The organism is Streptomyces geranii, from assembly GCF_002954775.1.
Classification (GTDB): Bacteria; Actinomycetota; Actinomycetes; order Streptomycetales; family Streptomycetaceae; genus Streptomyces; species Streptomyces geranii.
This window is the reverse complement of record NZ_PJME01000058.1, coordinates 1-25,650: the sequence shown is the minus strand read 5'-3', so window position 1 is coordinate 25,650 and position 25,650 is coordinate 1. Positions and strand designations below refer to the sequence as shown.

20 protein-coding genes and 1 pseudogene are annotated in these 25,650 nt (G+C 70.2%); 6 read left to right on the top strand and 15 right to left on the bottom strand.

The features are described from left to right. Nucleotides 1-151 precede the first annotated feature (151 nt). From CW359_RS39010 to CW359_RS38990, 5 genes are all read right to left on the bottom strand, one after another. Nucleotides 152-1,885: a PucR family transcriptional regulator gene (locus CW359_RS39010; protein ID WP_105974967.1), complete on the bottom strand. Its 1,734-nt coding sequence runs from the start codon at nucleotides 1,883-1,885 to the stop codon at nucleotides 152-154. A 113-nt stretch (nucleotides 1,886-1,998) separates the two neighbouring features. Continuing rightward, nucleotides 1,999-4,392: a type IV secretory system conjugative DNA transfer family protein gene (locus CW359_RS39005; RefSeq protein WP_105974966.1), complete on the bottom strand. Its 2,394-nt coding sequence runs from the start codon at nucleotides 4,390-4,392 to the stop codon at nucleotides 1,999-2,001. A gap of 178 nt (nucleotides 4,393-4,570) precedes the next feature. Further along, nucleotides 4,571-5,128, bottom strand: coding sequence for a hypothetical protein (locus CW359_RS39000; RefSeq protein WP_105974965.1), 558 nt, complete (start codon nucleotides 5,126-5,128; stop codon nucleotides 4,571-4,573). Nucleotides 5,129-5,766: 638 nt separating this feature from the next. Further along, nucleotides 5,767-6,288, bottom strand: a complete 522-nt coding sequence (locus CW359_RS38995; protein WP_105974989.1) for an SMI1/KNR4 family protein — start codon at nucleotides 6,286-6,288, stop codon at nucleotides 5,767-5,769. A gap of 5 nt (nucleotides 6,289-6,293) precedes the next feature. Further along, complete coding sequence (locus CW359_RS38990; protein WP_105974964.1) at nucleotides 6,294-8,042, bottom strand: RHS repeat-associated core domain-containing protein; 1,749 nt, start codon at nucleotides 8,040-8,042, stop codon at nucleotides 6,294-6,296. 202 nt (nucleotides 8,043-8,244) lie between these two features. Here CW359_RS38990 and gabT point away from each other — a divergent pair, with 202 nt between their 5' ends. Together gabT and CW359_RS38980 are read left to right on the top strand one after the other, a co-directional pair. After that, nucleotides 8,245-9,579, top strand: a complete 1,335-nt coding sequence (gene gabT / locus CW359_RS38985; RefSeq protein ID WP_105974963.1) for a 4-aminobutyrate--2-oxoglutarate transaminase — start codon at nucleotides 8,245-8,247, stop codon at nucleotides 9,577-9,579. A 349-nt stretch (nucleotides 9,580-9,928) separates the two neighbouring features. Then, nucleotides 9,929-10,636, top strand: a complete 708-nt coding sequence (locus CW359_RS38980) for a phosphatase PAP2 family protein (protein WP_332875044.1) — start codon at nucleotides 9,929-9,931, stop codon at nucleotides 10,634-10,636. A 76-nt stretch (nucleotides 10,637-10,712) separates the two neighbouring features. Here CW359_RS38980 and CW359_RS38975 read toward each other — a convergent pair whose 3' ends face one another. From CW359_RS38975 to CW359_RS38945, 7 genes are all read right to left on the bottom strand, one after another. After that, nucleotides 10,713-11,165 (bottom strand): bifunctional DNA primase/polymerase, encoded by a 453-nt coding sequence (locus tag CW359_RS38975; RefSeq protein WP_105974961.1) that lies wholly within the window; start codon nucleotides 11,163-11,165, stop codon nucleotides 10,713-10,715. Between the two features lie 198 nt (nucleotides 11,166-11,363). After that, nucleotides 11,364-12,797: an NAD(P)/FAD-dependent oxidoreductase gene (locus tag CW359_RS38970; RefSeq protein WP_105974960.1), complete on the bottom strand. Its 1,434-nt coding sequence runs from the start codon at nucleotides 12,795-12,797 to the stop codon at nucleotides 11,364-11,366. 29 nt (nucleotides 12,798-12,826) lie between these two features. After that, nucleotides 12,827-13,639, bottom strand: a complete 813-nt coding sequence (locus CW359_RS38965) for an ABC transporter permease (protein WP_105974959.1) — start codon at nucleotides 13,637-13,639, stop codon at nucleotides 12,827-12,829. Beyond that, complete coding sequence (locus CW359_RS38960) at nucleotides 13,640-14,566, bottom strand: ABC transporter permease (RefSeq protein ID WP_105974958.1); 927 nt, start codon at nucleotides 14,564-14,566, stop codon at nucleotides 13,640-13,642. After that, complete coding sequence (locus tag CW359_RS38955; protein WP_105974957.1) at nucleotides 14,566-15,729, bottom strand: ABC transporter ATP-binding protein; 1,164 nt, start codon at nucleotides 15,727-15,729, stop codon at nucleotides 14,566-14,568. The genes CW359_RS38960 and CW359_RS38955 overlap by 1 nt, the downstream gene beginning before the upstream one ends. Nucleotides 15,730-15,781: 52 nt before the next feature. Continuing rightward, a complete protein-coding gene (locus CW359_RS38950; RefSeq protein WP_105974956.1) occupies nucleotides 15,782-17,029 on the bottom strand; it encodes a polyamine ABC transporter substrate-binding protein in 1,248 nt (415 codons plus the stop codon). A gap of 57 nt (nucleotides 17,030-17,086) precedes the next feature. Then, complete coding sequence (locus tag CW359_RS38945) at nucleotides 17,087-18,610, bottom strand: gamma-aminobutyraldehyde dehydrogenase (protein WP_105974955.1); 1,524 nt, start codon at nucleotides 18,608-18,610, stop codon at nucleotides 17,087-17,089. Between the two features lie 207 nt (nucleotides 18,611-18,817). Here CW359_RS38945 and CW359_RS38940 point away from each other — a divergent pair, with 207 nt between their 5' ends. Then, entirely contained in the window at nucleotides 18,818-19,423 is a 606-nt protein-coding gene (locus CW359_RS38940; protein ID WP_105974954.1) for an NADAR family protein, read from the top strand. A gap of 102 nt (nucleotides 19,424-19,525) precedes the next feature. On the opposite strand, the gene CW359_RS46935 is transcribed toward CW359_RS38940, so the two are convergent. Then, nucleotides 19,526-20,533 carry a DUF4190 domain-containing protein gene (locus CW359_RS46935; protein WP_232838801.1) on the bottom strand — a complete coding sequence of 336 codons (1,008 nt, stop codon included), beginning with the start codon at nucleotides 20,531-20,533 and terminating at the stop codon, nucleotides 19,526-19,528. Between the two features lie 113 nt (nucleotides 20,534-20,646). On the opposite strand from CW359_RS46935, the pseudogene CW359_RS38930 reads away from it, so the two are divergent. Beyond that, nucleotides 20,647-21,830 (top strand): annotated as a pseudogene (locus CW359_RS38930) (adenosine deaminase). Between the two features lie 35 nt (nucleotides 21,831-21,865). Then, nucleotides 21,866-22,549, top strand: a complete 684-nt coding sequence (locus CW359_RS38925; protein WP_105974952.1) for a glycerophosphodiester phosphodiesterase — start codon at nucleotides 21,866-21,868, stop codon at nucleotides 22,547-22,549. A 30-nt stretch (nucleotides 22,550-22,579) separates the two neighbouring features. On the opposite strand, the gene CW359_RS38920 is transcribed toward CW359_RS38925, so the two are convergent. After that, the gene (locus CW359_RS38920) at nucleotides 22,580-23,242 is read right to left on the bottom strand and encodes an NADPH-dependent F420 reductase (protein WP_232838800.1); all 663 of its coding nucleotides are present in this window, start codon (nucleotides 23,240-23,242) and stop codon (nucleotides 22,580-22,582) included. Nucleotides 23,243-23,282: 40 nt separating this feature from the next. Here CW359_RS38920 and CW359_RS38915 point away from each other — a divergent pair, with 40 nt between their 5' ends. Then, the gene (locus CW359_RS38915) at nucleotides 23,283-23,666 is read left to right on the top strand and encodes a winged helix-turn-helix transcriptional regulator (protein ID WP_232838799.1); all 384 of its coding nucleotides are present in this window, start codon (nucleotides 23,283-23,285) and stop codon (nucleotides 23,664-23,666) included. Here CW359_RS38915 and CW359_RS38910 read toward each other — a convergent pair. Then, complete coding sequence (locus CW359_RS38910) at nucleotides 23,648-25,345, bottom strand: RNA polymerase sigma factor (RefSeq protein WP_105974951.1); 1,698 nt, start codon at nucleotides 25,343-25,345, stop codon at nucleotides 23,648-23,650. The genes CW359_RS38915 and CW359_RS38910 overlap by 19 nt on opposite strands. Between the last annotated feature and the right edge of the window lie 305 nt (nucleotides 25,346-25,650).

Here is a 25,650-nt window from a genome sequence, read left to right as displayed (position 1 = left end):
CCCGTCCCATCCCGTTCCTGGGGGCTGCCGGCACCACTCAGCCCGTCCGGCGTTCGAGGACGAGCGCGTTCAGCGCGATACGCGGGGGTCCGGGGGCGGCAGCCCCCAGGGATGGGAACGGGTAAGGGCGGCGGGGGCGAGGAACAACCCCCTACTCCCCCACCGCCGCCGTAGTCTTCAACGCCAGCCACAACTCCATCCGCACATCCGGATCATCCAGCGACCGCCCCAGAATCTCCTCCACCCGCCGCATCCGATACCGCAACGTGTGCCGATGCACCCCAAGATCCGCCGCAGCCGCATCCCACTGCCCGTGCCGCGACAGCCACGCCCGCAACGACGCCACCAGATCCCCCCGCCCGGTCGCGTCATGCTCGAACAACGGACGCAGCAACCCGTCCGCGAACGCCCGCACCGCGTCGTCCGCCAGCAACGGCACCACGGACCCGGCGGCCAGCTGCTCGTGCCCGACCAGCACCCGCCCCCTCCGCCGGGCCACCGACAACGCCTGCTCGGCCTGCTTGTACGCGGCAGCGGCGGCGATCGGCCCCGCAGGCCCCGACATCCCCACCACCAGCTCGTCGTCGTCACGGGATCCGGCCGAGGAGGAACCCCCCGGGGCGGAAGTGGAGGCGGAGGCGGAGCCAGTGGCATCCGCCCGAGCCCCCTCCACCGCCGCCGCGAACTCCCCACAGGCCACCTCCGCCGCACCCCCGTCCACCGCGAGCACGACCAGCCGCTCCCCCTCCGGCACCACGAGCACCGCCTCCCCGGCCCGCGCCGCGGCGGACTCCAGGCACTCGGCGAGCCCGCCCAGCGGATCACCGCCCGCGTCGGCGGCGACCAGGGACCCGGCCGTCGGCCTGCTCACGGCCCCGCCACCGGCATCCCGCGCCGCTCCCGCCGCCCCCACCGGAGCCGACGCCGCCTCCGCGACCACGATCCGGAACGGCGCGTCGAGCAGCTCGCCGTACAACCCCCCGGCCACCGCCCGCGCATGATCGGGCTCCCCGGCCAGCAGCATCCGCAGCACAGCCGCCCCGATCCGCTGCTCAGCGGCCTGGAGCGAACGAGACCTCTCCGTCGTCAACGTCAACAGAGCGATGGCCGAGTGCAACGCGTACCGCTCCGCCGTACCCAACGCCCCGGCCGTCCCCACCGCCAACGCGGCCCGCGGACGCCGCCCGGTCCCGAGGGAGTGCAGCTCGACCCGGTCCCGCTCCTCGCCCTCACCGCGCTCTCCCTCCCCCAGACCCACCACCGCGCTCGCCGGTGCCGCCCGCTCCCGCAGCCGCTCCACATCCGCCGTGAGCCGGGCCGCCCGCCGCCCGGCCCACTCGGGTGCGGTGGCGACGACCGCGCCCGAGGCGTCGTAGAGCGCGGCCCACCCGTCGACCTGTGAGGCGAGCGCGGCGAGCAGGCCCTCCGGGCCGTCGCTCAGCGCCTGCCGGGTCAGTTCGCGCTGGGCCGCGAATCCGGCCGTGACCGCCCGGTACTGGTCGGCGGCGATCGCGGCCGACACCGCCTTGCTGATGGCGAGGAAGGGCGTACGGCGCGGGACTTCGAGGAGCGGGAGCCCCTCGTGCTCCGCCGCCTCCACCAGCGCCCCGGGGATCTCCGCGTAGTTGACGCCGACGCCGAAACCGAGCCCGGCGACCCCCGCCCCGGCCAGCCGCTTCACATAGCGCCGCATGGTCTCCGGGTCCTCGGCGTCCAACTTGAGGGCGGTGATCAGGAGCAGTTCCCCGCCCTCCATGTAGGGGACGGGGTCGGCGAGTTCGCTGGCGTGCACCCAGCGCACGGGTACGTCGAGGCGGTCCCCGCCCGCCCGGACGGTCAGCCTGAGCGCGGAGTGGTGGAGGAGCGAGGCGAGCGTCGGGGGCATACGGCCTTCAGATCTGTGGGGACTCGGTGAACTCTTGGCCGCCACGTATGAACGACCTGTGCCGATTCTGCCTCACCGTACGTACCGCGCACCCAATACGTCATACGTACGCGTCAGCCCCGCAGATCCACCAGCAGCGGAGGAGCGTGCTCGCCCTCGACGGTCGTCAGGGACAGCACCGCGTGCCCCGGCGGCACCTCGTGCGCCAGTTCGGACGCCGACCAGCGCTCGCGTTCGACCGTACGTACGGTCACCGCGTCGGTCGTGACGGCCTTGCCGGTGACCAGCTTGCGCAGCGCGTGGATGGCGCGGGTCATGGGCTGATCGGCGAAGACGGTGTGCTTGGCGACGTCCCGGGTCTCCACCCACGCCGTGCCCCAGGCCTGCGCGAACCGGCCGCCGTCCCAGGTCGTCACCCCGGAGAAGGCCATACGGCAGCCGACGGCGCCGTACAGCGGCCCGTGCAGCGCCTCCGGAACATCCCCTATCGTCCGCAGGGCGAGCACGACGCCCGCGTTCTGCGAGCGCATCCGCTGGATACGGCGTACGGAACCGGCGGTGACCGTCCCGGTCGCGTCGTCGAGGACCAGGCAGGCGAAGTGCGGGCGCCGTCCGTCCCGTACGACGGCGCTGAACTGCGCGAGGACGAGCCGGGTGATCAACCGGGCGGCCTCCTCGTGCCCGTGTTCGGGCAGGTCGACGCGGACGCGCAGCGGATGCTGGGCGAGGGCGCGCAGCGAGAAGGGCCGAGCGGAGCCGCCGCCACCGAAGAAGCCGTCGAAGACGGGCCGGTTGAGCAGCGCGAGCCGGTCCGCGACGACCCGGCCGACGTCCGCCGGGCTCGCCGACTGCCGGATGCGTACGTCGAGTTCGCGCCGCATGACGGCGGACTCGTCGCCCGCGAGCGCGTCCCGCAGGGCGGTGAGCGCGGCGGGGTCGCTCTCCAGCAGTTCGCGCAGCACGGGCAGGGCCGGGAAGTGTCCGTGCGCCGCCCGGTAGGGGCCGAGCACCTGGGCGAGCGCGGTGGCTGCGCTCTCGGTACCGACGGTGTCAAGGTCGCCGACCAGCGCCTCGGCGAGGAAGGCGGCGGCCTCGTCGGGATCGTCGGAATCGGCATACGGATCGAGGTCGTACACGGAGTCCCGATCCCCTATGCGTACGACGACGTCGAACGCGGCGTCGGCGGCGACGGGCGTTCCGGGCGCGGACACGGTGACGAAGGCGCACTGCCCGGTGAGCGCGCGCAGGGCCAGCGCCTCGGTCACGGGTTCGACGAGCCGCCGTGTCTTGCCCGCTCCGGACGGCCCGATCGCGAGCAGCGAGGTCCCGAGCACCTCGGGCCCGAGCGCGGCTCCGGCACCGTGATAGACGAGCGGCGCCCGCTCGGCGGCCACCCATCGTCCGATACGGACCTGTCCCACGGCCAGATCGTGCCGCGCGGTACGCCGCTCCAGGTCCCGGGCGCCGGAGGGGTGCGCCCAGGCCGCCGCGCCCTGCCGCAGCACGGTGTCCCGGAATCCGGCGAGCGCCCCGTCCCGCCGCGCGACGGCCCACTTGTGCTCGACTCGGGCACAGTCGACGTCGTTCATACGACCGCCGCTCACCTCCCCGGTGAGCAGCTCGGCGGCCTCGTACTCCCCGGCCTCCCGGAGATCGGGCCACTGCTCACGGGGCCGGTCGGCGGGGGCGGGCCCGGTGGGTCCGGCAGCGGCCTTACGAGAGGCGAGCCGCTCCTTGGCGTAGGCCCACCACCCCCCGACCCGCGCGAACGGCCACACCACAAGCAGGCCAATGACCGTATAGAGCCCGAACTTGAACAGGTTCGACCCGAACACGTCGAACCCGCCGGAGATCAGGGCGACGAGGGCGACGACGGCGTCGACGATCGGCAGGGCGTCCCAGCCGGCGCCGGGAAAGGCGTCGGGAAACACGAAACTGAGCGTCACGACGGCCCCGAGCAGCGCGAGCAACGCCCGCGCGGGCTGCGCCCGGCGCCCCACGAAGTGCCGGGCGATGTCGGGCCAACTCCCGAGCCGCCCCATGGCATAGAGGAGCACGAGAAAGAAGAAACCGTTGTAGACGAGAACAGCGGCACTGCCCTCCCACCCCTTGGGCGCGACGGTGCCGCCCCACCACCAGTCCTCCGGCGTGAAGAGCTTGAGCAGCACCCACTGGTAGGGCATGGCCCCACGCCGCCACACGGACCACAGGAACAACCCGACGACCAACGGCACCAACAACCCGACAACGGTGACAGGCGAGAGCCGCTCAGCCGCCTGCGCCCCCTTGGGCAACCGATACCCGTACCGCCAGATCCCGGGCTTGGCCGCGGGCCGAACCTCATTGAGCCACGCGGCGACGGACACCCGCCCGGGCACCCCCTGCTCAACGGCCCGGGGCGCCTGAACAGGCCGAGGCGGCACGGACGACCCACCCGGCGCCCCCGCCGGACGCGGCACAGGACTCGCATGCGTACCCCGCGCGTCCTGCGTACCGTCGCTGTCCATCGCCTTGCCCCCTGACCAGCCGTTCCGCCCACCATCAGCCATCAGACGTCAATCTAACGCCCCGGCAAGGGGAGTTCACCGCTCGACCGGCCATCGAGCCCGAGTGTCTGTACGAGTGGTGGTGTGCGAGGGCGTCGAGGGGTGCCCCAGCCCGAACAGCTGGCAGTGGGAAGCACGCTCAGTCGAACCTATTGAGCGGCCTACCGGTCCAAGGGTTCACACCCGTGCCCAGAAGACGCTCCTCGTCCCGGAAATTCAAGAATCGAGCCCTCTGTACTCCCCACAGAGCTTCGTCGCTCACAGGGCACTCGGAGAACTCGCCCCGCAACAGCCGGAGCAGGAATTCGACGATCCCGCAGTCATGGACTTTCCACCCGCCTCCCTGACGCTCCCACACCGCAACAGGCCATCGGTCCGGGTCGGGGTCCGAGGTCACCCAGCACAGGCTGTCCGCACTGTTCGTCTGGCCCCAGACGAGCATGTCCTCCAACCGGTGCCGAGAACCGTCACCGGGCTCTTGCCACAGGTGCATCGCATTCGACTGCAGGACGGATTCCGGCAAGCGCCCAACCGTCAGGGCCGCAGCCGGCACCCCAGGGCGCGGAATCGAAACAAAGAGGCTCTCCTCAATGGATCCCGCGCCGAAAGCGGAAACGAATTCCTGGTAGTCACCGGGAAACGACGTGACACCGAGTGCGACCGCTGCACCCTCCCAGTCCACCGCGTCCCCAGCCACCCCTCCCTCCTGGAGTAGCGACAAGACTCCCCTCAACTGTCCCAATTCGTTACGCATGATGCCTTACTCGCCTTTCTCCTTTCCATGGAGAGTGCCCTTCGCGCTTGTCTCGCAGGAGACGGGCAATCTGCCCCTGGCCGACTGCGACTCTCACCTGGTTCCCGTAGGAAGCCAGGTGATCTTCAACCCCAGGATCATTCAGGAGATGACAGGCGTTGACCCACTCCCCGGGGGCCGGTTTCCCAGGTAGGCGGGCGGCTTGGGCGGGCGGGTGGTGCCGCCGCGCGGAGTGCCCTTGCCCCGGGTCGTGCCGGTGTTGCGATACCTCGTGGAGTTCGAGCAGCCGTACGTGCAGCCGCGACCGCTGCTGCCCCCGCTTCCACTACTGGCGCGGGTGCCGGTGCGGGGCTTCCCCGAGTACCGCGTTTCTCCGCTACCCCTTTGATCAGCTGTACAGGGAACTCACGAAACCCTCACGGCTGGAGATCCCAGCGATGCCATCCGCGCATCGATGCCGGGGCCATCGGCGTGACCTCACTAACCGCCTAGATCACCGAGGAACGGCTGTGAGACCTGCCCGCCTGTGCCCGCACCCGCGCCGACCGACACCGCGTTGGCCACCCAATTTTGAAACCCCGTCAAACCAAGGGGCTATCAGGCATGGACTGCCACCGCACATCCCCTGCGGGCCATCCGCGAGGAAATTTCTTCTCCCTCACAATGATTCGCAAGAATTCAGAAACACCTCCTTCGACCCACAAAAAGCCAGGACACTGACGGAACGCCACAGCAACATTCCATTGGTCATCATCCACTCCCGGGACCAGCAAGCAGACATCACCGTTCCAATCATGATAAGCCCATGGCACGACATACTCCCAGGACTCCCGCACCGCGTCCGGAATATCAAGAACTTCCGCATATGAATCGTGAAGGTATCGCCTCTCTTCCTGCATAAATTTCAGCAGCGGATCCCCCCCTGCCGGATGCGGAACAAAGAGGTGACTCCAGAAAATTGCATCACCATATCCATCAACAAATTTCTTGTAGTCGACAGGAAGCGTCTTCCCAAGCCAATCCTCAATGGCATTCCACGACTCCGGGGCGGCTGGCCGAAACCTCTCCCTGTCCCCCAGCAGAGACTCCAGATAATCTGACATCGAGATCACCTTCCATAGGTTTCGGAGGAGCAAATAGCCGAATTCTCCTCCTGCGTATTGATGACATAGCAGTCGACGTCCATACCTCGGTTCCCACTCGCCTCCATATGGATCAGGCTCGGAACTCCAGACGCCGGATTCGTATAGATGGGAGTCACTTCATAGTGGACGGCCTGACGAAGCCGTATTTCCCCCGCTATTCGATTCTCAATCTTACTCATGACAGGGCTGTTGGCGACCCGATGCAGAGGCACCAAGTTACGCAGATCAGTGCCGGATCCCCCGAACTGACATCCAGCCAGATGTCCGCGCGCACGATTACGCCCGAGAGGAAGGCTGTAGAAGTCAGGCGGTGTCACCTGACCACTCTCACAGTCAGCCTTCCACGCGGTCTTCGTTCCATCCACCATGTCCTCGGGCCCCGCGAAATTCGCCACCATACCCGTGGCCCGACAGCCGTCCGGCCCGGGACGAAACCGCTCCCTCGGAAAATACGTGATGTTACCCGTGGCGTTCTCACCAGCTTGGTCGTCGCATTCGCCAGGGCTCCTGGAATCGCCGCCGGGGTTCCGAGCCTCGTCGAGGAAAGGGCCAGGCAGGGAGTTCGGCTCAAACAGCGCTGCCGTATCCCAGATCATCTCGATGACCGCCCGCTGATCCACCACCACAGCCCGTTCCACGGTCCGCTGCTGCACCCGGGCCACATCCACCCGCGGCTTAGGCACCGGCCGAGTAGGTGCCGGCGTCGGGTTCTTGCCGCGGTTCGGGTTCTGAGGTGTGGGCGGCTTGGGCGGGCGAGTGGTGCCGCCCCGCGGACTCCCCTTGCCCCGGGTCGTGCCGGTGTTGCGATACCTCGTGGAGTTCGAGCAGCCGTACGTGCAGCCGCGACCGCTGCTGCCCCCGCTTCCACTACCGGTGCGGGTGCGGGTACCGGTCTTCCCCGAGTACCGCGTCTCAAGGCGTCGCAGCTCCGCGTTGTTCTTGCGGGCCTGGCCCTGCGTGCTGCTGTTGTAGCGGCGGCCCGAACCGCCCGTGGACGTCGTGCGTCCCCGGTTGCTCTGGCCGCGCGAGACGTAGCCCTTCGGTGCGAGGTCGGAACCCCTCCCGGCAACCCCGCGCCGGTTGCCGGAGCCCGCGGACCTGGCGCTGTAGATGTTGCCGCCACCGCACGCGCACACATGGCCCGTCGGGTCCGTCCCATTCACCGGGTCGCCGTTCGCGTAGCCCTGCCGGTTGGCCTCGGCTGCCGAACCCGGGTCCAGCAGCCAGGTGTCCCGAGACGAGAACGCCCCCGTCCCCGGCTGATACCACCGCGCCGCCATGTTGACGTCCCCGCTCGTCGGATCCGTCCAGCCGGACTGGTAGCCGACCTCCGGAGTGGTCCCGTTGGTCGCGGTCTCCGTGCCGAACGGGTCGTAGGACGTGGAGCCGGTGACCTGCGTCGCATCCGCGTTGAGCCCCCCGACCAGGTCGGTGTGCCGGTCCGTCAGGGCCAGTTGGCCGGTGGTGCCTGCCGCGTAGGACAGGAGAGCGCCCTCCGGTGTGCGGTTGTACGTGGTCGTACCGTCGTTCGCGAGGTTGTTGGAGCCTCCGTCGTAGGTGAGCGTCGTCGTGCCCCGGGTCTGGACCCGGTCCAGGGAGTCGTACGCGTACTGCGTGCCGCCGTCCGTGACCTTGCGCTCGAAGGCGTCGAATGTCGACGTCGTCGAGCCGACCCTGGTCCGGCATGCCCGCCACGACCTCAGCCATGACAAGCCCCTCCACCCCCGGCGCCCAGTCCCCGCCCCGCCCTCTGTCCATCAAGGACAACGACACACCCCCATCACTCCCAAACGGTGCATGCCCGCCCCCACCCCCCAGGCCTAGCCTGCGAAGAGGCAGAGTGCCGTGGCGAACGTCCCGCGTCGGTCGGCCCTCGCCCCAGACCAGCTTCCGTCACGCCCCCAGGAGCCCCTCATGACCTCCCTCCCCCAGGAGCGCCGCCTCGTCACCGCCATCCCTGGCCCGAAGTCGCAGGAGCTCCAGGCCCGGCGGCTTGCCGCGGTCGCCGCCGGGGTCGGTTCCGTGCTGCCCGTCTTCACCGCTCGGGCGGGCGGCGGGATCATCGAGGACGTCGACGGGAACCGCCTGATCGACTTCGGCTCCGGGATCGCCGTCACCTCCGTCGGCGCCAGCGCCGAGGCCGTCGTGCGCCGGGCCACCGCCCAGCTCGCCGACTTCACGCACACCTGTTTCATGGTCACGCCGTACGAGGGGTACGTCGAGGTCGCCGAGGCGCTCGCCGAGTTGACGCCGGGCGACCACGCCAAGAAGAGCGCCCTCTTCAACAGCGGTGCCGAGGCCGTCGAGAACGCCGTGAAGATCGCGCGGGCGTACACCAAGCGGCAGGCCGTCGTCGTGTTCGACCACGGGTACCACGGGCGGACCAACCTCACGATGGCCCTCACCGCCAAGAACATGCCGTACAAGCACGGCTTCGGGCCGTTCGCGCCCGAGGTGTACCGCGTGCCCGTGGCGTACGGGTACCGGTGGCCGACCGGGGCCGAGAACGCCGGGCCCGAGGCCGCCGCCCAGGCGATCGACCAGATCAGCAAGCAGGTCGGGGCCGAGAACGTCGCCGCGATCATCATCGAGCCCCTGCTCGGCGAGGGCGGGTTCATCGAGCCCGCCAAGGGGTTCCTGCCGGCCGTTCGGCAGTTCGCCGCCGACCACGGCATCGTCTTCGTCGCCGACGAGATCCAGTCCGGGTTCTGCCGTACGGGACAGTGGTTCGCCTGTGAGGACGAGGGCATCGTGCCTGACCTGATCACCACCGCCAAGGGCATCGCCGGCGGGCTGCCGCTCGCCGCCGTCACCGGGCGCGCGGAGATCATGGACGCCGCCCACGCCGGTGGCCTCGGCGGCACCTACGGCGGCAACCCCGTCGCCTGCGCCGGCGCCCTCGGCTCGATCGAGACCATGAAGGAACTCGATCTCAACAGCAGGGCCAAGCGCATCGAGGGCGTCATGAAGGCGCGGCTGTCCGCCATGGCGGACAAGTTCGAGGTCATCGGTGACATCCGCGGGCGCGGTGCCATGATCGCCATCGAACTGGTCAAGGACCGCACCACCAAGGAGCCCCACCCGGAGGCGACCGCGGCTCTGGCCAAGGCCTGTCACCAAGAGGGTCTGCTGGTCCTCACCTGTGGCACGTACGGCAACGTCCTCCGTTTCCTTCCCCCACTGGTGATCGGGGAGGATCTCCTCAACGAGGGCCTCGACATCATCGAGCAGGCCTTCACCAGCATCTGAGGTCGCCATGGCTCCCGCCGCCTCTTCCCGGCTCCCGTTCGTACCGGCCCGCCCGCCCGGATTCCGCTTGTTTCCGGGCCCGTGGGGAGCCCGTGCGCGCGCCGTCAGAGCGTGTGAAGAAGGTGTGCGGGGTGGATGGCGGGTGGCCTGTCGGCCTGTTTCCGCCGCCTCCCCTGCCGTAGGTTCTACCCAGATGAGAGATACACCCCGGCCGCGGGAAACCGCGGACGGCACCTGGTCGGGGCCTCCCCAGCTTCGATCCGGTCGTGCCCTCGCGCACACAACCGGAGCTTCCGGCTCCGGGTCTCCTCACCGATCGGACAGTCGCCCGCCCCAAACCCCCCGGGGCGTGCGACGACCCGATCTGATCGACCGGCCCGGTACTCTCCCCCCTGTTCCGGGCCGGTCGAACTCTCTCCTCCTCCTCGCCCTGCTGACCCTCGCGGTCCTCCTCTTCGCGCTGATCACCTGGCAGGTCGCCGTCCACGGCCCCCTCGCCCGCGCGGACGAACGTCTGAGCGACTCCCTGGTCCACCCGAACCGCTTCTGGGCCCTCCTCGCCGACTTCGGCAACATCGAGGTCGCCGTTCCCGTCCTTCTCGCCACCTTGGTGTACGTCGGCCGGTGCGCGCGTCGGTCCGGTGCGGAACGCTGGTGGCGCGAACCGGTCGCCGCGGCCCTGCTGATGGCGGCGGTCCCGCTGATCGTCGTACCGATGAAGGAACTCGTCGCCCGGACCGGGCCCCCGGTCATGGGCCCCGGCACCGGCTTCTACCCGTCCGGGCACACCGCGACGGCCGTCGTGGCCTACGGCTCCGCCACCCTGCTCCTCCTGCCGTGGCTCCGCCGTACGTACGCCCGCCGCCTCGCCCTGACCGGCTGCCTCGCCCTCAACGTGGCCGTCCCGGTCGGTCTGGTCGTCCGCGGTTTCCACTGGCCGCTGGACGTGGTGGCGAGCTGGTGTCTGTGCGGGGCACTGCTGATCCTGCTGCGACTCTTCGTCAGCCGCAGACCCCTCTCGCCCTCGTCTTCGGCCTCCCCCTCGTCCTCGCCCTGAAGCCACGGTTCGCGTCGGCCGCACGGACGGCCGACGAGAGCGTGGTCACAGGGTGGTGGTCACAGGGTGACTGTCATCACCTGTCCTCGTCGGTCGCCAGGCTCGCCGCCGCCTCGTGCATCGCCAGTTCGAGGAGCGCCGGATCGGTGAGGGTGCCCGAGCCGTCCGGTGGGATCAGCCAACGGACGCCGCCGGTCGCGCGGTTCGGGTACGGCACCACGATCCAGGTGCCGTTTCCCGCCGTACGCACCCCCGTGCCCAGCCAACGGGCGGCCGTGCCCGGCGGCACGAAGAACCCCATCCGGGAGTCGCCGAAGTCGACGAGCACCGGGCCGGGCTGGTCGATGACCCGGGTGAGGACGTCGAGGGTGGGGTAGCCGAGTTCGCCCGGCAGGATCAGTACGTCCCAGGCCTTGCCGGCGGGCAGCAACGCGATCCCCAGGGGATTGCGCTCCCATTCCCACCGGCAGGCCTCGGGATCCGGAGCAACGGACGCCAGCCACTCGACCGCCGTTTTCGCCCCTGTCATGAGAGGACCTCCCTTTTCTCGTGAACGCCGATCGCGTTCACGAGGGAGAGGGAGGTCTCCCGGGACCATTACGCGGGTTCCGCTACTTATTGGTAGTGAACCAGGTCACGGTGATCAAGCCAGGCGTGCGCGCCCCTTGAGGGGCGCGGGGAACTGCGCGACAAGCCCCCACCTGCCCGCAGCGAACGGACAACCTGACTAACTGTCGAATCCCAACCCGAACCGATCCATCGCCCTCAGCCACACATTCCGCCGCCCCCCATTCGCATCGGCCCGCGCCAGCGACCACTTCGTCAACGCGATCCCCGTCCACGCGAACGGCTCCGGCGGAAACGGCAACGGCTTCCTGCGCACCATCTCCAGCGCCGTACGCGCACTCCGCTCCCCCGCCAGCAGATCCAGCATCACGTCCGCCCCGAACCGCGTCGCCCCGACCCCGAGCCCGGTGAACCCCGCCGCGTACGCCACCCGCCCCCCGTGCGCGGTGCCGAAGAACGCCGAGAAGCGCGAGCAGGTGTCGATCGCGCCGCCCCACGCGTGGGTGAAGCGGACGCCCTCCAGCTGCGGGAAGCAGGTGAAGAAGTGGCCGGCCAGCTTGGCGTAGGTCTCCGGCCGGTCGTCGTACTCGGCGCGCACCCGGCCGCCGTACTGATAGATCGCGTCGTAACCGCCCCACAGGACGCGGTTGTCGGCGCTCAGCCGGAAGTAGTGGAACTGGTTGGCGCTGTCCCCGAGCCCCTGCCGCCCCCGCCAGCCGACCGAGGCGAGCTGCTCCTCGCTCAGGGGTTCGGTCATCAGCGCGTAGTCGTAGACGGGGACGGTGTACGCCCGCACGCGCTTCACCAGGCTCGGGAAGATGTTCGTCCCGAGCGCGATCCGGCGGGCCCGGACCGACCCGTAAGGGGTGCGTACGGCCATGCCCGCGCCGTACGGCCGCAGCGTGAGCGCCGGTGTGTGCTCGTACACCCGGACGCCCAGCCGCAGGCAGGCCCGCTTCAGTCCCCAGGCCAGTTTCGCCGGGTTGAGCATCGCGACGCCGGTGCGGTCGTGCAGGCCGGCCAGGAAGGTGGGGGACGCGACCTGGTCCCGTACCGCCTCCGTGTCCAGGAACTCGGTGCCGGTTGCGAGGCCCTGGGACGTCAGCTCCTCGTGCCAGGCTCGGAGTTCGGCCGCCTGATGTGGCTCGGTGGCGACGTCGATCTCGCCGGTGCGTTCGAAGTCGCAGTCGAGGGAGTGGCGGGCCACCGCCTTCTCGATCTCGTCGAGGTTGCGGGCGCCCATCTCCTGGAGTTGGTGGATCTCGTCCGGCCAGCGGGCGAGGCCGTTGGCCAGGCCGTGGGTGAGGGAGGCGGCGCAGAAGCCGCCGTTGCGGCCGGAGGCGGCCCAGCCCACCTCGCGGCCCTCGACGAGCACGACGTCCCGCCCGGGGTCGCGCTCCTTGGCGATCAGCGCGGTCCACAGCCCGCTGTAGCCGCCGCCCACCACGAGCAGATCGCAGCTCTCGCCGCCGGTGAGGGCGGGCTCGGGGTGGGGCTTTCCGGGGTCGTCCAGCCAGTACGCGACCGGCTGGGCGTCCGAAAGGGATTTCGTCCAGCGATTCACATTTCCATGGGTCATGGCGCTTGGGGCCATGATTTCAACTCCCTACAGAATTTTTCGGGTTACGCCTTCTGCCTGTTGCGGCGATTTCCGATGACCATTCCACTGAGCACGAGCAGTACGGCGACCAGGAACATGGCCGTACCGATGACATTGATCTGAACGGGCGTTCCGCGCTGTGCCGAACCCCAGACGAACATGGGGAAGGTGACGGTCGAGCCCGCGTTGAAGTTGGTGATGATGAAATCGTCGAAGGAGAGCGCGAAGGCGAGCAGCGCGCCCGCGGCGATCCCGGGGGCCGCGATGGGCAGGGTCACGCGTACGAAGGTCTGCACCGGGCCCGCGTAGAGGTCCCGGGCGGCCTCCTCAAGCCTCGGGTCCATCGACATCACGCGTGCCTTGACGGCGACGACGACGAAGCTGAGGCAGAACATGATGTGGGCGATCAGGATCGTCCAGAAGCCCAGCTGGGCGCCCAGGTTGAGGAACAGGGTGAGCAGCGAGGCTGCCATGACGACCTCGGGCATCGCCATGGGGAGGAAGATCAGGGAGTTGACGGCGCCCCGCGCGCGGAAGCGGTAGCGGACCAGTGCGAAGGCGATCATCGTGCCGAGGACGGTCGCCCCGATGGTCGCCCAGAAGGCGATCCGCAGGCTCAGCGAGAGCGAGCCGCACATGTCGGCGACCCCGCAGGGATCGCGCCAGGCGTCGGTCGAGAACTGCTGCCACTCGTAATTGAAGCGGCCCTTCGGTTTGTTGAAGGAGAAGACCGTGACGACGACGTTCGGCAGGAGGAGATAGCCGAGGGTGATGAGTCCCGCGATGACGACGAAATGGCTCTTGAGCCAGCGTCCGATGGATTTCAGGAAGCCCATTTAGACCAGGTCCTCCGTCCCGGACTTGCGGATGTAGAGGGTGACCATGATGAGGATCGCCGCCATGAGGATGAAGGAGAGCGCGGCGGCCGTCGGATAGTCGAGGATGCGCAGGAACTGCGTCTGGATGACGTTGCCGATCATCCGGGTGTCCGTCGAGCCGAGCAGGTCGGCGTTGACGTAGTCGCCGCTCGCCGGGATGAAGGTGAGGAGCGTGCCGGAGACGACCCCAGGCATCGACAGCGGGAAGGTGACCTTGCGGAAGGTCGTGAACGGCCTGGCGTACAGGTCGCCGGCCGCCTCGTGCAGGCGTCCGTCGATGCGTTCGAGCGAGGTGTAGAGCGGCAGGATCATGAACGGCAGGAAGTTGTACGTCAGACCGCAGACCACCGCGAGCGGGGTGGCCAGCACCCGGTCCCCGGCCGTGATGCCGAGCCAGCTGGTGACGTCCAGGACGTGCAGCGAGTTGAGGGCGCCGACGACCGGGCCGCCGTCCGCGAGGATCGTCTTCCAGGCGAGCGTACGGATCAGGAAGCTGGTGAAGAACGGCGCGATGACCAGGATCATGATCAGGTTGCGCCAGCGGCCCGCGCGGAACGCGATCAGGTACGCGAGCGGATACCCGAGCACCAGGCAGAGGATCGTGGCGGCGCCCGCGTACAGGACCGAGCGCAGGAACTGCGGCCAGTACTCGGAGAGGGCGTCCCAGTAGGTCGCGAAGTGCCAGGTGACCTTGTAGCCCTCCTCCAGGGAGCCCGTCTGCACGGACGTGGAGGCCTGGTAGACCATCGGCAGCGCGAAGAACACGAACAGCCAGAGCAGACCGGGCAGGAGCAGCCAGTACGGCGTCCAGCGGCCTCTCCTGCGCGGCGGCTTCTTGGCCGGCGCGGGCGCCAGAGGCGGCGCGTCCGGGGTCGCGGTGGCCATCAGGCAGCCGCCTCCTCGTCGACCGAGCCGACGCCTGCGTCTATGTCCTGGTCGGCGTCCAGGCCGAAGGTGTGCGCCGGGTTCCAGTGCAGGACGACCTCGGCGCCGGGGGTGAGCCGGGCGTCGCGGTCGATGTTCTGGACGTACACCTCGAACTCGGGGCAGACGGGGCTGTCGATGACGTACTGCGTGGAGACGCCGATGAAACTCGTGTCGGCGATCTTGCCGGTGATGCGGTTGCGGCCGGCCGGGATGTCCCCCGCGTCGGCCGCGTGGGTGAGGGAGATCTTCTCGGGGCGGACCCCGACGAGCACCTTGCCGCCGGTTCTGGTCGGCGCCGAACAGCGCGCCTCGGGGAGCAGGAGCTTGCCGCCGCCCGCCTTGAGGACGATCTCGTCGCCGCTCTTGGCGTCCACCTCGGCCTCGATGAGGTTGGAGGTGCCGAGGAAGTTTGCGACGAACGTCGTCTGCGGGTTCTCGTACAGATCGGCGGGCGAGCCGAGCTGTTCGACCCGGCCCGCGTTCATCACGGCGACCGTGTCGGCCATCGTCATGGCCTCCTCCTGGTCGTGCGTGACATGGACGAAGGTGATGCCGACCTCCGTCTGGATGCGCTTGAGCTCAAGCTGCATCTGGCGGCGCAGCTTGAGGTCGAGGGCGCCGAGGGGCTCGTCGAGGAGGAGCACCTTGGGGGTGTTGATCAGCGCGCGGGCGACGGCGACGCGCTGCTGCTGGCCGCCGGAGAGCTGGTGCGGCTTCTTGCGGGCCTGCTCGCCCAGCTGGACGAGGTCCAGCATGTCGTCGACCTGCTTCTTCACCGACTTGATGCCACGCCGGCGCAGGCCGAAAGCTACATTCTCGAAGATGTCAAGGTGCGGGAAAAGCGCGTACGACTGGAAGACGGTATTCACCGGCCGCTTGTATGGCGCCAGATGGGTGACTTCCTGCTCGCCGAGGTAGACCGTCCCGGCGGAAGGTTCCTCCAGCCCGGCGATCATCCGCAGGGTGGTCGTCTTGCCGCAGCCGGAGGCGCCGAGCAGGGCGAAGAAGGAGCCCTGCGGGATGGTGAGGTCGAGGGGGTGCACGGCGGTGAAGGTGCCGTACGCCTTGCTGATCCCGGAGAGCCGGACGTCGCCGCCGTGGTCTGTGTCTGTGCTGGTCATGGTGTGGTCCTTGGGGAGTCGGAGGGGTGTCGCACCGCTGGGGCAGGCGGGGCTACGCCCCTGTCAACTTCGCGAACTTCTCCTCGTACGCCGTCTCTTCCTTCTGGCTCAGCAACCGGAAGGCGTGGGACTTCGCGGCCATGGCAGCGTCGGGGATGATCAGCGGGTTGTTCGCCGCGTCCTTGTCGATCTTCGCGAGGTAGGGCTTCACGCCGTCGACGGGACACACGTAGTTGATGTAGGCGGCGAGTTCGGCGGCCGGTTCGGGCTCGTAGTAGTAGTCCATGAGCCGCTCGGCGTTCGTCTTGTGGCGGGCCTTGTTGGGGATCAGCATGTTGTCGCTGGACGTGATGTAGCCGCTGTCCGGAATGATGAAGTCGATGTCCGGGCTGTCCGCCTTGAGCTGGACGACGTCCCCGGCCCAGGCGATACAGGCCGCGAAGTCGCCCGAGGTCAGGTCCGCGGTGTAGTCGTTGCCGGAGAAGCGGCGGATCTGGCCCTTGTCGACGGCCTTCTGGAGCCGGGCGATGGCCGCGTCGTAGTCGTCGTCGGTGAACTTCGCCGGGTCCTTGCCCATGTCGAGCAGGGTCATGCCGATGCTGTCGCGCATCTCGGAGAGGAAGCCGACGCGCCCCTTGAGCTTGGGGTTGTCGAGCATGTCGGAGACGGACTTCACCTCGACGCCGTCGAGCGCCTTCTTGTTGAAGGCGATGACGGTCGAGATGCCCTGCCAGGGGTACGAGTAGGCGCGGCCGGGGTCCCAGTCGGGGCTGCGGAACTGCTCGGACAGGTTCGCGAACGCGTGCGGGAGGTTCGACGCGTCCAACTTCTGCACCCAGCCGAGGCGGATGAGCCGACCGGCCAGCCAGTCGGTGAGGACGATGATGTCCCGGCCGGTGTCCTGGCCCGCCGCGAGCTGCGGCTTGATCTTGCCGAAGAACTCGACGTTGTCGTTGATGTCCTCGGTGTACTTGACCTTGATGCCGGTCCGTTCGGTGAACGCGTCGAGCGTGGGGTGGTGCTTCTCGCTCTCGTCGACGTCCATGTACTCGGTCCAGTTGGAGAAGTTGACGGTCTTCTCCTTGGCCGAGTGGTCGTCCGCGGAGACGCCTCCCTCGGTCTGGCCGGCCGCGGGGATGCCGCAGCCGGTCAGCGCACCGAGGCCGCCGGCCACCAGGGCGCCGCCCGCGGAGGCGCGCAGCAGGGACCTGCGGGTTAGGGCGGCCCTGCCGTTTCGGAAGCTGCGCCGCATGGCGGCCATCTGGGCCGGGGAGAGGCGGTCGGGCTCGTACTGCTCCATGCGCTGGTGCCCTTTCGGGAGGATGGTTCGGCCGCTGGTCGGTCGGCCTGTGTCCGGTCAGCGGTCCCCGAAGATCGTGCGGTGCCAGTCCTTCCGGGCGACCGCGGTGTTGTCGAACATGACGTGCTTGATCTGTGTGTACTCCTCGAACGAATACGAGGACATGTCCTTGCCGTAGCCGGACGCCTTGTACCCGCCGTGGGGCATTTCGCTGATGATCGGGATGTGGTCGTTGACCCACACACAGCCCGCCTTGATCTCGCGGGTGGCGCGGTTCGCCCGGTAGACGTCGCGGCTCCAGGCGGAGGCGGCGAGCCCGTAGGGCGTGTCGTTGGCGAGCCGGATGCCCTCGTCGTCGCTGTCGAAGGGCAGTACGACGAGGACGGGCCCGAAGATCTCGGACTGGACGATCTCGCTGTCCTGGGCGGCATCGGCGACCAGGGTGGGCCGGTAGTAGGCGCCGCCCTTCAGCTCGCCCTGGGGAGCCTCGCCGCCGGTCACCACGCGCGCGTAGGCACGCGCCCGCTCGACGAATCCGGCGACCCGGTCACGCTGGGCGTGCGAGATGAGCGGCCCGAGGTCGGTGCCCGGGGCGAAGGGATCGCCGACCCGGACGGTGTCCATGAGGGCGGCTGTTCTCGCGACGAACTCCTCGTACAGCGGGCGCTGCACGTACGCGCGCGTGGCGGCCGTGCAGTCCTGCCCGGTGTTGATGAGGGCGCCCGCGACGGCGCCGTTGACGGCGGCATCGAGATCGGCGTCGTCGAAGACGACGAAGGGTGCCTTGCCGCCCAGCTCCAGGTGGAGCCGCTTGACGGTGGCGGTGGCGACCTCGGCGACGCGCTTGCCGACGGCCGTGGACCCGGTGAAGGACGTCATGGCGACATCGGGATGCCCGACGAGATGCTCACCGGCCTCCTTGCCGGTCCCGGTGACGACATTGACCACCCCGTCCGGAATCCCGGCCGCGGTGGCCGCCTCGGCGAAGAGGAGCGAGGTCAGCGGGGTCAGCTCGGCGGGCTTGAGCACGATCGTGTTGCCCGCGGCGATCGCCGGGAGGATCTTCCACGCGGCCATCTGGAGCGGATAGTTCCAGGGCGCGATGGAGCCGACGACACCGATGGGTTCCCGGCGGACGTACGAAGTGTGGTCACCGGAGTACTCCCCGGCCGACTGCCCCTGGAGGTGCCGGGCGGCGCCCGCGAAGAAGGCGGTGTTGTCGACCGTCCCCGGCACGTCGAACTCGCGGGTCAGCTTGAGCGGCTTGCCGCACTGCAGGGACTCGGCACGGGCGAACTCCTCGGCGCGCTCGGCGAGGACGGCGGCGAACCGGTGCAGCGCGTCGGAACGCTCGCCCGGGGTGGCCCCGGCCCAGCCCGGGAAGGCGGCACGCGCGGCGGCGACGGCGGCGTCCACGTCGGCGGGACCGGCCAGCTCATACGTGTAGACCTCGTCGCCGGTGGCGGGGTCGACGACCGCGAACGTACGGCCGGAGGTGCCGTGGGTCAGCCGGCCGGCGATGTACTGGGCGCCGGCCGCGAGCCTCTCCTGTGCCGGGAAGCGATGGCCCGGATTGTGCATGTCGCTCTCCTCCGTCGCCCGCCCCGAAATGTGGGGGTCAACGTAGCTCCAGGTCGATTTGAGTGCCGATCCTGACAGAGTAAGTGGACTCCAACAAGTGATTCCGTTGTTGCCTTTTGGTTACGCGACGGAATCTGTCGACGAGGTGTCCAGTCGGACGGCAAAACACAGGGCGCGTTGTCAGTGGTCACTGCCAGACTCGCACGCATGGGGAAACTTGCGAATAACCAGTCGAACCCGGCCAAGTCGGATGATTCCCGGCAGATCGCCTCCAGGGAGGCTCTGACCAGGGAAATCCGTGCGGGAGCCCGGGTCAGGTATCTGCACTTCTGGGGCCACCGGCCACGCCCGGACGGCCGCGTCGGGGCGAGCTGTCTCAGCCAGTGGTGGCCGGCCACGTTTTCCGTGGCGGGCGTCGAGTACGCGACGGCGGAGCACTGGATGATGGCCGCCAAGGCCCGCCTCTTCGAGGACCCGGAGGCGGAACACCAGGCGATCACGGCACGGAGCCCCGCACTGGCGAAGAGGGCGGGCCGACTGGTGCGCGGCTTCGACGAGGCCGTGTGGGAGCGCGAACGGTTCGGCATCGTGGTCGAGGGCAGCGTCCACAAGTTCGCCGCGCACCCCGAACTGCGGGAGTACCTCCTGGGCACGGGCAAGCGCGTCCTGGTGGAGGCGAGCCCCGTGGACCGGGTCTGGGGCATAGGCCTGGCGGCGGACGACGAGGCGGCACAGAACCCCGAGCGCTGGAGAGGCCTCAACCTGCTGGGCTTCGCCCTGATGACAGCGAGGGAGAAGCTACGAGGAGCCTAGGAGGAGCGCCCCAAAGGGGCGCGGGGAACTGCGCGACCAGCCACAACACCCCTGCGGCCGAAATACAGCCCCAGCCCCAGCCCCCGTGGCTCGGCCCTCGAACTAGAACCCCTGGGACACGGAGGAGGACAAGGAGGAGGTCGAGTACCCGTCGTCACTCGTGCTCGACCCACTGTCGTCGAACGCGATCACAATGACCCCGAACGCCGCAGCCACCACGATCCCCACCCCACCACAGATGATCCCGGCCAGCGCCTGGCCGGAGTTCGTCGCCTCCCCCTTGCGCGCCTTCCCCCGCCCGATCACCCCGAAGATCACCGCGAGGATGCCCAGGATGATCGCCAGCGGCCAGAGGCAGAAGACGACGGCCGAGACGATGCCGACGACGAGCGAGGCCGTGCCCATGCCGTTGCTCGGCTGGGGTGCCATGGGAGCCCAGCCGTAGCCGGGTGCGCCGCGGTAGTCCGGGGGCGGGCTGTACACGGGACCGCCACCGACGTGTCCGGGCTGCTGCGGGTAGCCGTACCCCGGACCGGAGGGGTAGGAGTACGGGGCGTGGCCGGGACCGTCGGGGGCTATGGGCGGCGGCGGGACCGGCTCGCCGGGTGCGGCGGGCTGGGCGTAGGAGCCGTGCGGGGCCGGCGGCGCGAAGGGGTTGTCCTGGGGGACGCCGGCCACGGGAGCGCCGGGCGGGGCGAAGGGGTTGGCCCAGGTCTGGGCGGCCTGCGGAGCCGACCCGGGCGGGGGCGTCGCCGGGGCCGAGGTGACCGTGGGGTGGCTGTGGACGGAGGGCGGCGGCGGGGTCGTACCGGCGTCGTCCCAGAACAGCGTGGTGCCGGCGCCGTCGGAACCGGTGCCCGGGGAGTTCTCCGCCGGCGGCGCCCAGGGGTCGAACTCGGGGCCGGGAGCCGGGGTGCCGCCGCCAGCGGCGGGTGCGGAGGCGGCCGGGGACTTGTCCAGCGGGACCCGGGCAGCGCTGCCGTTCGCGGAGCCCTCGCCGGCGGGCGTGCCCTCGGGCCCCGTCCCCTCAGCGGGGAGGTTCTCCGGTGACTGCGGCGGCTGCGCGGCGTCGGACATGCGTGTGGTCCCCTCGTTCGTGCGTTCCGTCATGCTACGGCCCTGGATCACCGGGCGGCGGGGCACCTCCGCCATCCCTGCCCGGCCGGCGCTCCCCCACGCCCTCCCCGCGCCCTCGCCCAACCCCTCGCCCGCCCCGGGAGGGAATCCGCGGGCGGCCTCCCAGGGCCCCGGCCTACGATGATCCCCGAGTCATCGATCAGCCGATCACCCGCGTCCCGCGGACCTTCGCACAGGCCGGGGCGCCGTTCCCGGGGAGGAACCCTTGAGCGACCACCACCAGCCCGCCGCAGCCGGCGCCCGTGACATCCACGCCTTCATCGCCGGGCTGCCCAAGGCCGAACTGCACGTCCACCACGTCGGCTCCGCCTCCCCGCGGATCGTCTCGGAGCTGGCCGCCCGCCACCCCGACTCCAAGGTCCCCACCGACCTGGAAGCCCTGGCCGACTACTTCACGTTCACGGACTTCGCGCACTTCATCCAGGTGTACCTGTCCGTCGTGGACCTCATCCGCACCCCCGAGGACGTACGGCTGCTGACCTACGAGGTGGCCCGTGAGCTGGCCCGGCAGCAGGTCAGGTACGCCGAGCTGACCGTCACGCCGTTCTCCTCCACCCGGCGCGGGATCGACGGGCGGGCCTTCATGGACGCGATCGAGGACGCCCGCAAGTCGGCCGAGGCCGAGTTCGGGACCGTACTGCGCTGGTGCTTCGACATTCCGGGCGAGGCCGGCCTTGAGGCGGCCGAGGAGACCGTGCGGCTCGCCACGGACGACCGGCTGCGGCCGGAGGGGCTGGTCTCCTTCGGGCTCGGCGGGCCCGAGGTCGGCGTACCGAGGCCGCAGTTCAAGCCGTACTTCGACCGGGCGATCGCCGCCGGGCTGCGGTCGGTGCCGCACGCGGGCGAGACGACCGGGCCGGAGACCGTCTGGGACGCGCTGAACCACCTGCGCGCAGAACGAATCGGGCACGGCACGAGTTCCGCGCAGGACCCCGCGCTGCTCGCGCACCTCGCCGAGCAGCGGATCGCGCTGGAGGTCTGCCCGACCTCCAACATCGCCACGCGCGCGGTGCGCACGCTCGACGAGCACCCGATCAAGGAGTTCGTGCGGGCGGGCGTACTCGTCACGATCAACTCCGACGACCCGCCGATGTTCGGCACGGACCTCAACAACGAGTACGCGGTGGCCGCGCGGCTGCTCGAACTCGACGAGTGGGGTCTCGCGGACCTCGCCAAGAACGCCGTCGAGGCCTCCTTCCTCGACCCGGCGGGCAAAGCGGCGCTGGCCGAGGGCATCGACACGTACACCTCGGCGTGGCTCGCCCCCTGAGCGACTCCCCTCCCCCTGCCAAGCACAATGGCCCCATGCAGAACGTGACCGCCGTGGCCCATCGCGGCGACCCCTATCGCGTCCGTGAGAACACCACCGACTCGCTGCGTTCCGCGCTCGACCAGGGCGCGGACGCGGTCGAGTTCGACGTACGGCTCACCCGGGACGGCGTACCGGTGCTGCTGCACGACGCGACGCTGAAGCGGCTGTGGCAGCAGGACCGGCCGCTGGCCGCGCTGTCGGCCGCCGAGGTGCGCGGTCTGACGGCGGGTGGGGTGCCGACGCTCGCGGAGGCGCTGGCCGCGACCGGGGGCAGCCGGGTGCTGATCGATCTGCCGGGGTCGCCCGACGCGCGGGCGGTACGGCGGGTGGTGGACGTGGTCAGGGAGCGCGCGGCGGACGACCGCGCGTACTACTGCGGGGACGCCCCGGCGATGCTCGCCGTCCGCGCGGCCGACCCGTCCGCCGAGATCGCCCTGACCTGGAAGACCCTCGCACCGCCGCGCCCGGCCCTGCTGGCCGCGGTGCGCCCGCGCTGGCTCAACTACCGCTTCGCGCTGGTCGATCGGACCCTCACGGCACGGGTGCACCGGGACGGCTACCTGCTGTCGGTGTGGACCCCGGACACCCGCCGCGCCATGCGACGCCTGCTCGACGTGGGCGTCGACTCGATCACCACGAACCGCATCGACGCGCTGTGCGCACTGCGTAAGGGGTAGCGGGCCGGGGGCGGCTCCGTGGTCCGCCGGTCAGGCCCGTCCACCGCCCGCGAACTCCCTTGGTGGCGCGATCGCTTGGGCGTCGGCCCCCTCCCCCACCCACAGGCCGATGAGCAGCGCCGCCGTCGCCTCCAGGAGGGCCGCCCGGTCCAGGTTCCCGGCGTTCAGCGGCTCGCAGCCCAGGTCGCGGACGAGTTGTCGTACGACGGACAGCGCGTGTTCGTCGTCGCCGCACAGGGGGACGGCGAGCGGGCGGCCGGCGAAGACCGGTGGGGTGAGCCGCCAGACGTCCTCGTGGCACAGGTTGAACGCCTTGACCACGTGGGCGGCGGGCGCGGCGGACGCGATGCGCCGGGCCGCCGAGGGGCCGTCGGCCGTCAGCAGGGCGAAGCCCGGACCCACCGGATTGGTGCAGTCGATCAACACCCGCCCGCGCAGCGGGACTTCGAGCGCGGCGATCGCCTCCGCCGCCACCGGGTGGGGCAGCGCGAGGAGTACGGCGTCGGTGCCGTGTTCCGCCGCCGCCCCCAACTCCCCGAAGCCGACGGCCCCGATGCGCTGCGCGAGGGCCGCCGCGCGTCCGGAGTTCCGGCCGCCGACGAAGACCTCGTGACCGGCGCGCGCCCACCGGCTGCCCAGGGCGTCCGCCATTCCGCCCGTACCAAGAATTCCCAGTCGCCTTCTCGTCTCCATGTGCCCGACGGTAGAAGGCTGTTCGGGCACCATTCGGTACGTGACCACGGACGCCGAACCGCCGTTCCCCTTCCTCGCCGACTGCCGGGCGCGGCTCGCCTTCGATCTGCTCGCCAACACCTGGAACGCGGTGGTGGTGTGGGCGCTGCGCCAAGGGCCCGTGCGGCACGGGGAGTTGCGGGAGCGGATCGGCGGCATCAGCCAGAAGGTGCTGACGGAGACACTGCGGCGGCTGGAGTTCAACGGGCTCGTCCGGCGCCGGGCGTACGGCGGCTCGCCACCGCGCGTGGAGTACGAACTCACCGACCTGGGAAGGTCGTTGCTCGCCCCGATCGAGTCGTTCGGCGTCTGGGCCTTCGAGCACGGCGACGAGGTCATGGCGGCCCAGGAGAACCACCCGGAGCACTACACTCGGGATGCCTGAGCGACGGTCGCCGGATCGGCCGGGGCGGAGCGGGTGACGTACTGCGGTACGGGGGTGTCGTCGCCGCCCGTGTCGCGGACCAGGCCGTAGCGGGTGGCGCCCCGGGGAGGTCCGCCGGTCACGTCCTCCTCGACCTTCTCCCAGGTGGTGGGGAAGACGTTGAGGCCGTAGTCGGCGCCGCGTTCGTTCACGGTGAGGGTGACGCTGCCGTCGACGTAGAAGTACTCGTTCTGCCACATCTGCTGGGTGCCGGCCGGCAGGACCGCGTAGCCGGTGGTCGTGCTGCCCATGCCGGTCGCGGAGGTGTCGGTGCTGCTGACGCCGTCGTCCATCCGGCGGCCCCCGCCCGAGGCGACGTGGAAGAGCTTGCCCTTCAGGGCCGTCCAGGCCGGCATGACGAGGCTGCCGGAACGGTACTGCGGCGAGATCTGCCAGCGCACGAGGACATAGCCCTTGCCGCTGAGCGTGACGCTGTCCCCGCGGTGGTTCATCGTGGCGTGCGCGCCGCCGGTGCTGGTGATCCCGGACTCGGTGCGGTGCGGGAGGGCCGCGGGCAGGGCGTTCGGGTCGGGTGCCGGGTCGACGGCGTCGACGACCGTGCCGTACGTGGCTGTCTTCGTCGGGGTCGCGGACGGGGAGGGCGAAGGGGAGGCGGAGGGGGACGGGGACGCCGAGGGTGTGACCGACGGGGTGCCGGGCGGGGCGGTGGTGGGCGTCTGGAGCTGGGCGCGGGCCGTGGGGGCAGCGACGGCCGGTGGCGGGTCCTCGGCGGGGTGCGTCACGACATACGCGCCGCCCGCGACGATCGTCGCCCCGGCGCTCAGGGCGACGGCGGGCTTGGTGAGGGCGCCGAGCACCTTGCCCGACCAGCCGACGGACGCGGTGGCGGCCGTGGCGGCTGCGGCCGTCTTGCCGCCGAGGGCCAGCGACAGGGTGAAGCCGACGGGCAGCGGGACGAGGGCGATGCCGACGAGGAGACGTTCCGCCGGTACGACGACCGCCTCGCCCGGGCTCGCGCAGTAGGCGCAGCCCCTGATGTGCCGGGCCAGCCGCTTCCGCCAGACGGAGTCGGGGTCGCCGTCCCAGCGGACGGTCAGTTCGCGCAGGTCGGGGCAGGCGCCGTCGAGCGCCCGTACGATTCCGCGCGAGGCTTCGAGGCGCTCCTTCATCCGCTGGACGCGGACGGCCGCGTGCTGTCTGCTGATGCCGACGGCCGCCGCCAGCTCCCGCCGGGTGAGTTCGCCCGCGACCTCCAGCCACCACAGCGACAGCAGCTGCCGGTCCTCGTCGTCGAGCCAGCGCACCGCCTCCGCGACCTCGCGCCGCTGCCCCTCCAGTTGGAGCCGCAGCACGGTGAGTTCGGCGAAGTCGGCGGCCCCGTCGGCGGTCTCGTCGCGCAGCGCGTCGGTCGTACGGCGGCGGGCGCGGTCCCTGATCTGGCGCATCGCGATGGCGACGAGCCAGGACCGGAAGCTGTCCGGGTCGCGCAGCGAACCGAGGTTGTCGACGGCCCGGAGCATGGTCTCCTGCACGACGTCGTCGACGTCCGCGTGACCGTTCAGGGCCCGGCCGACGATGTTGTAGACCAGCGGCAGCCAGCCCGCGACCAGTTCGTCCAGCGCCCGCCGGTCACCGGCCTGCGCCGCAGCGATGGTGGAACTCCACTGGCGCCCGTCCACGAAAGCCCTTTCTCGTACGTATGTGCACCTTACGTCGCTCTGGTGCACACCGGTCCCACGGCCGGCCCCACGGCCGGTGCCGCAAGCCGGTCGCGCACCGGGTCTGCCGAGGAGACGGGCCGAGGGCGCCCGCGATAACGGTTTTTGGCTCGCCCGGAGGCCGGACGGGACACGGCCCCTAGGCCGTGTTTTGGAAGTCGCGGGCGGCGAGCCAGATGATGAGGTCGCTCGCGATTCGGCCGATGCCGTTCTCAGTGGTCACGTGGTGTTCGCGGCGGGTGGTGTCGCGGCGGACGATCTCGTAG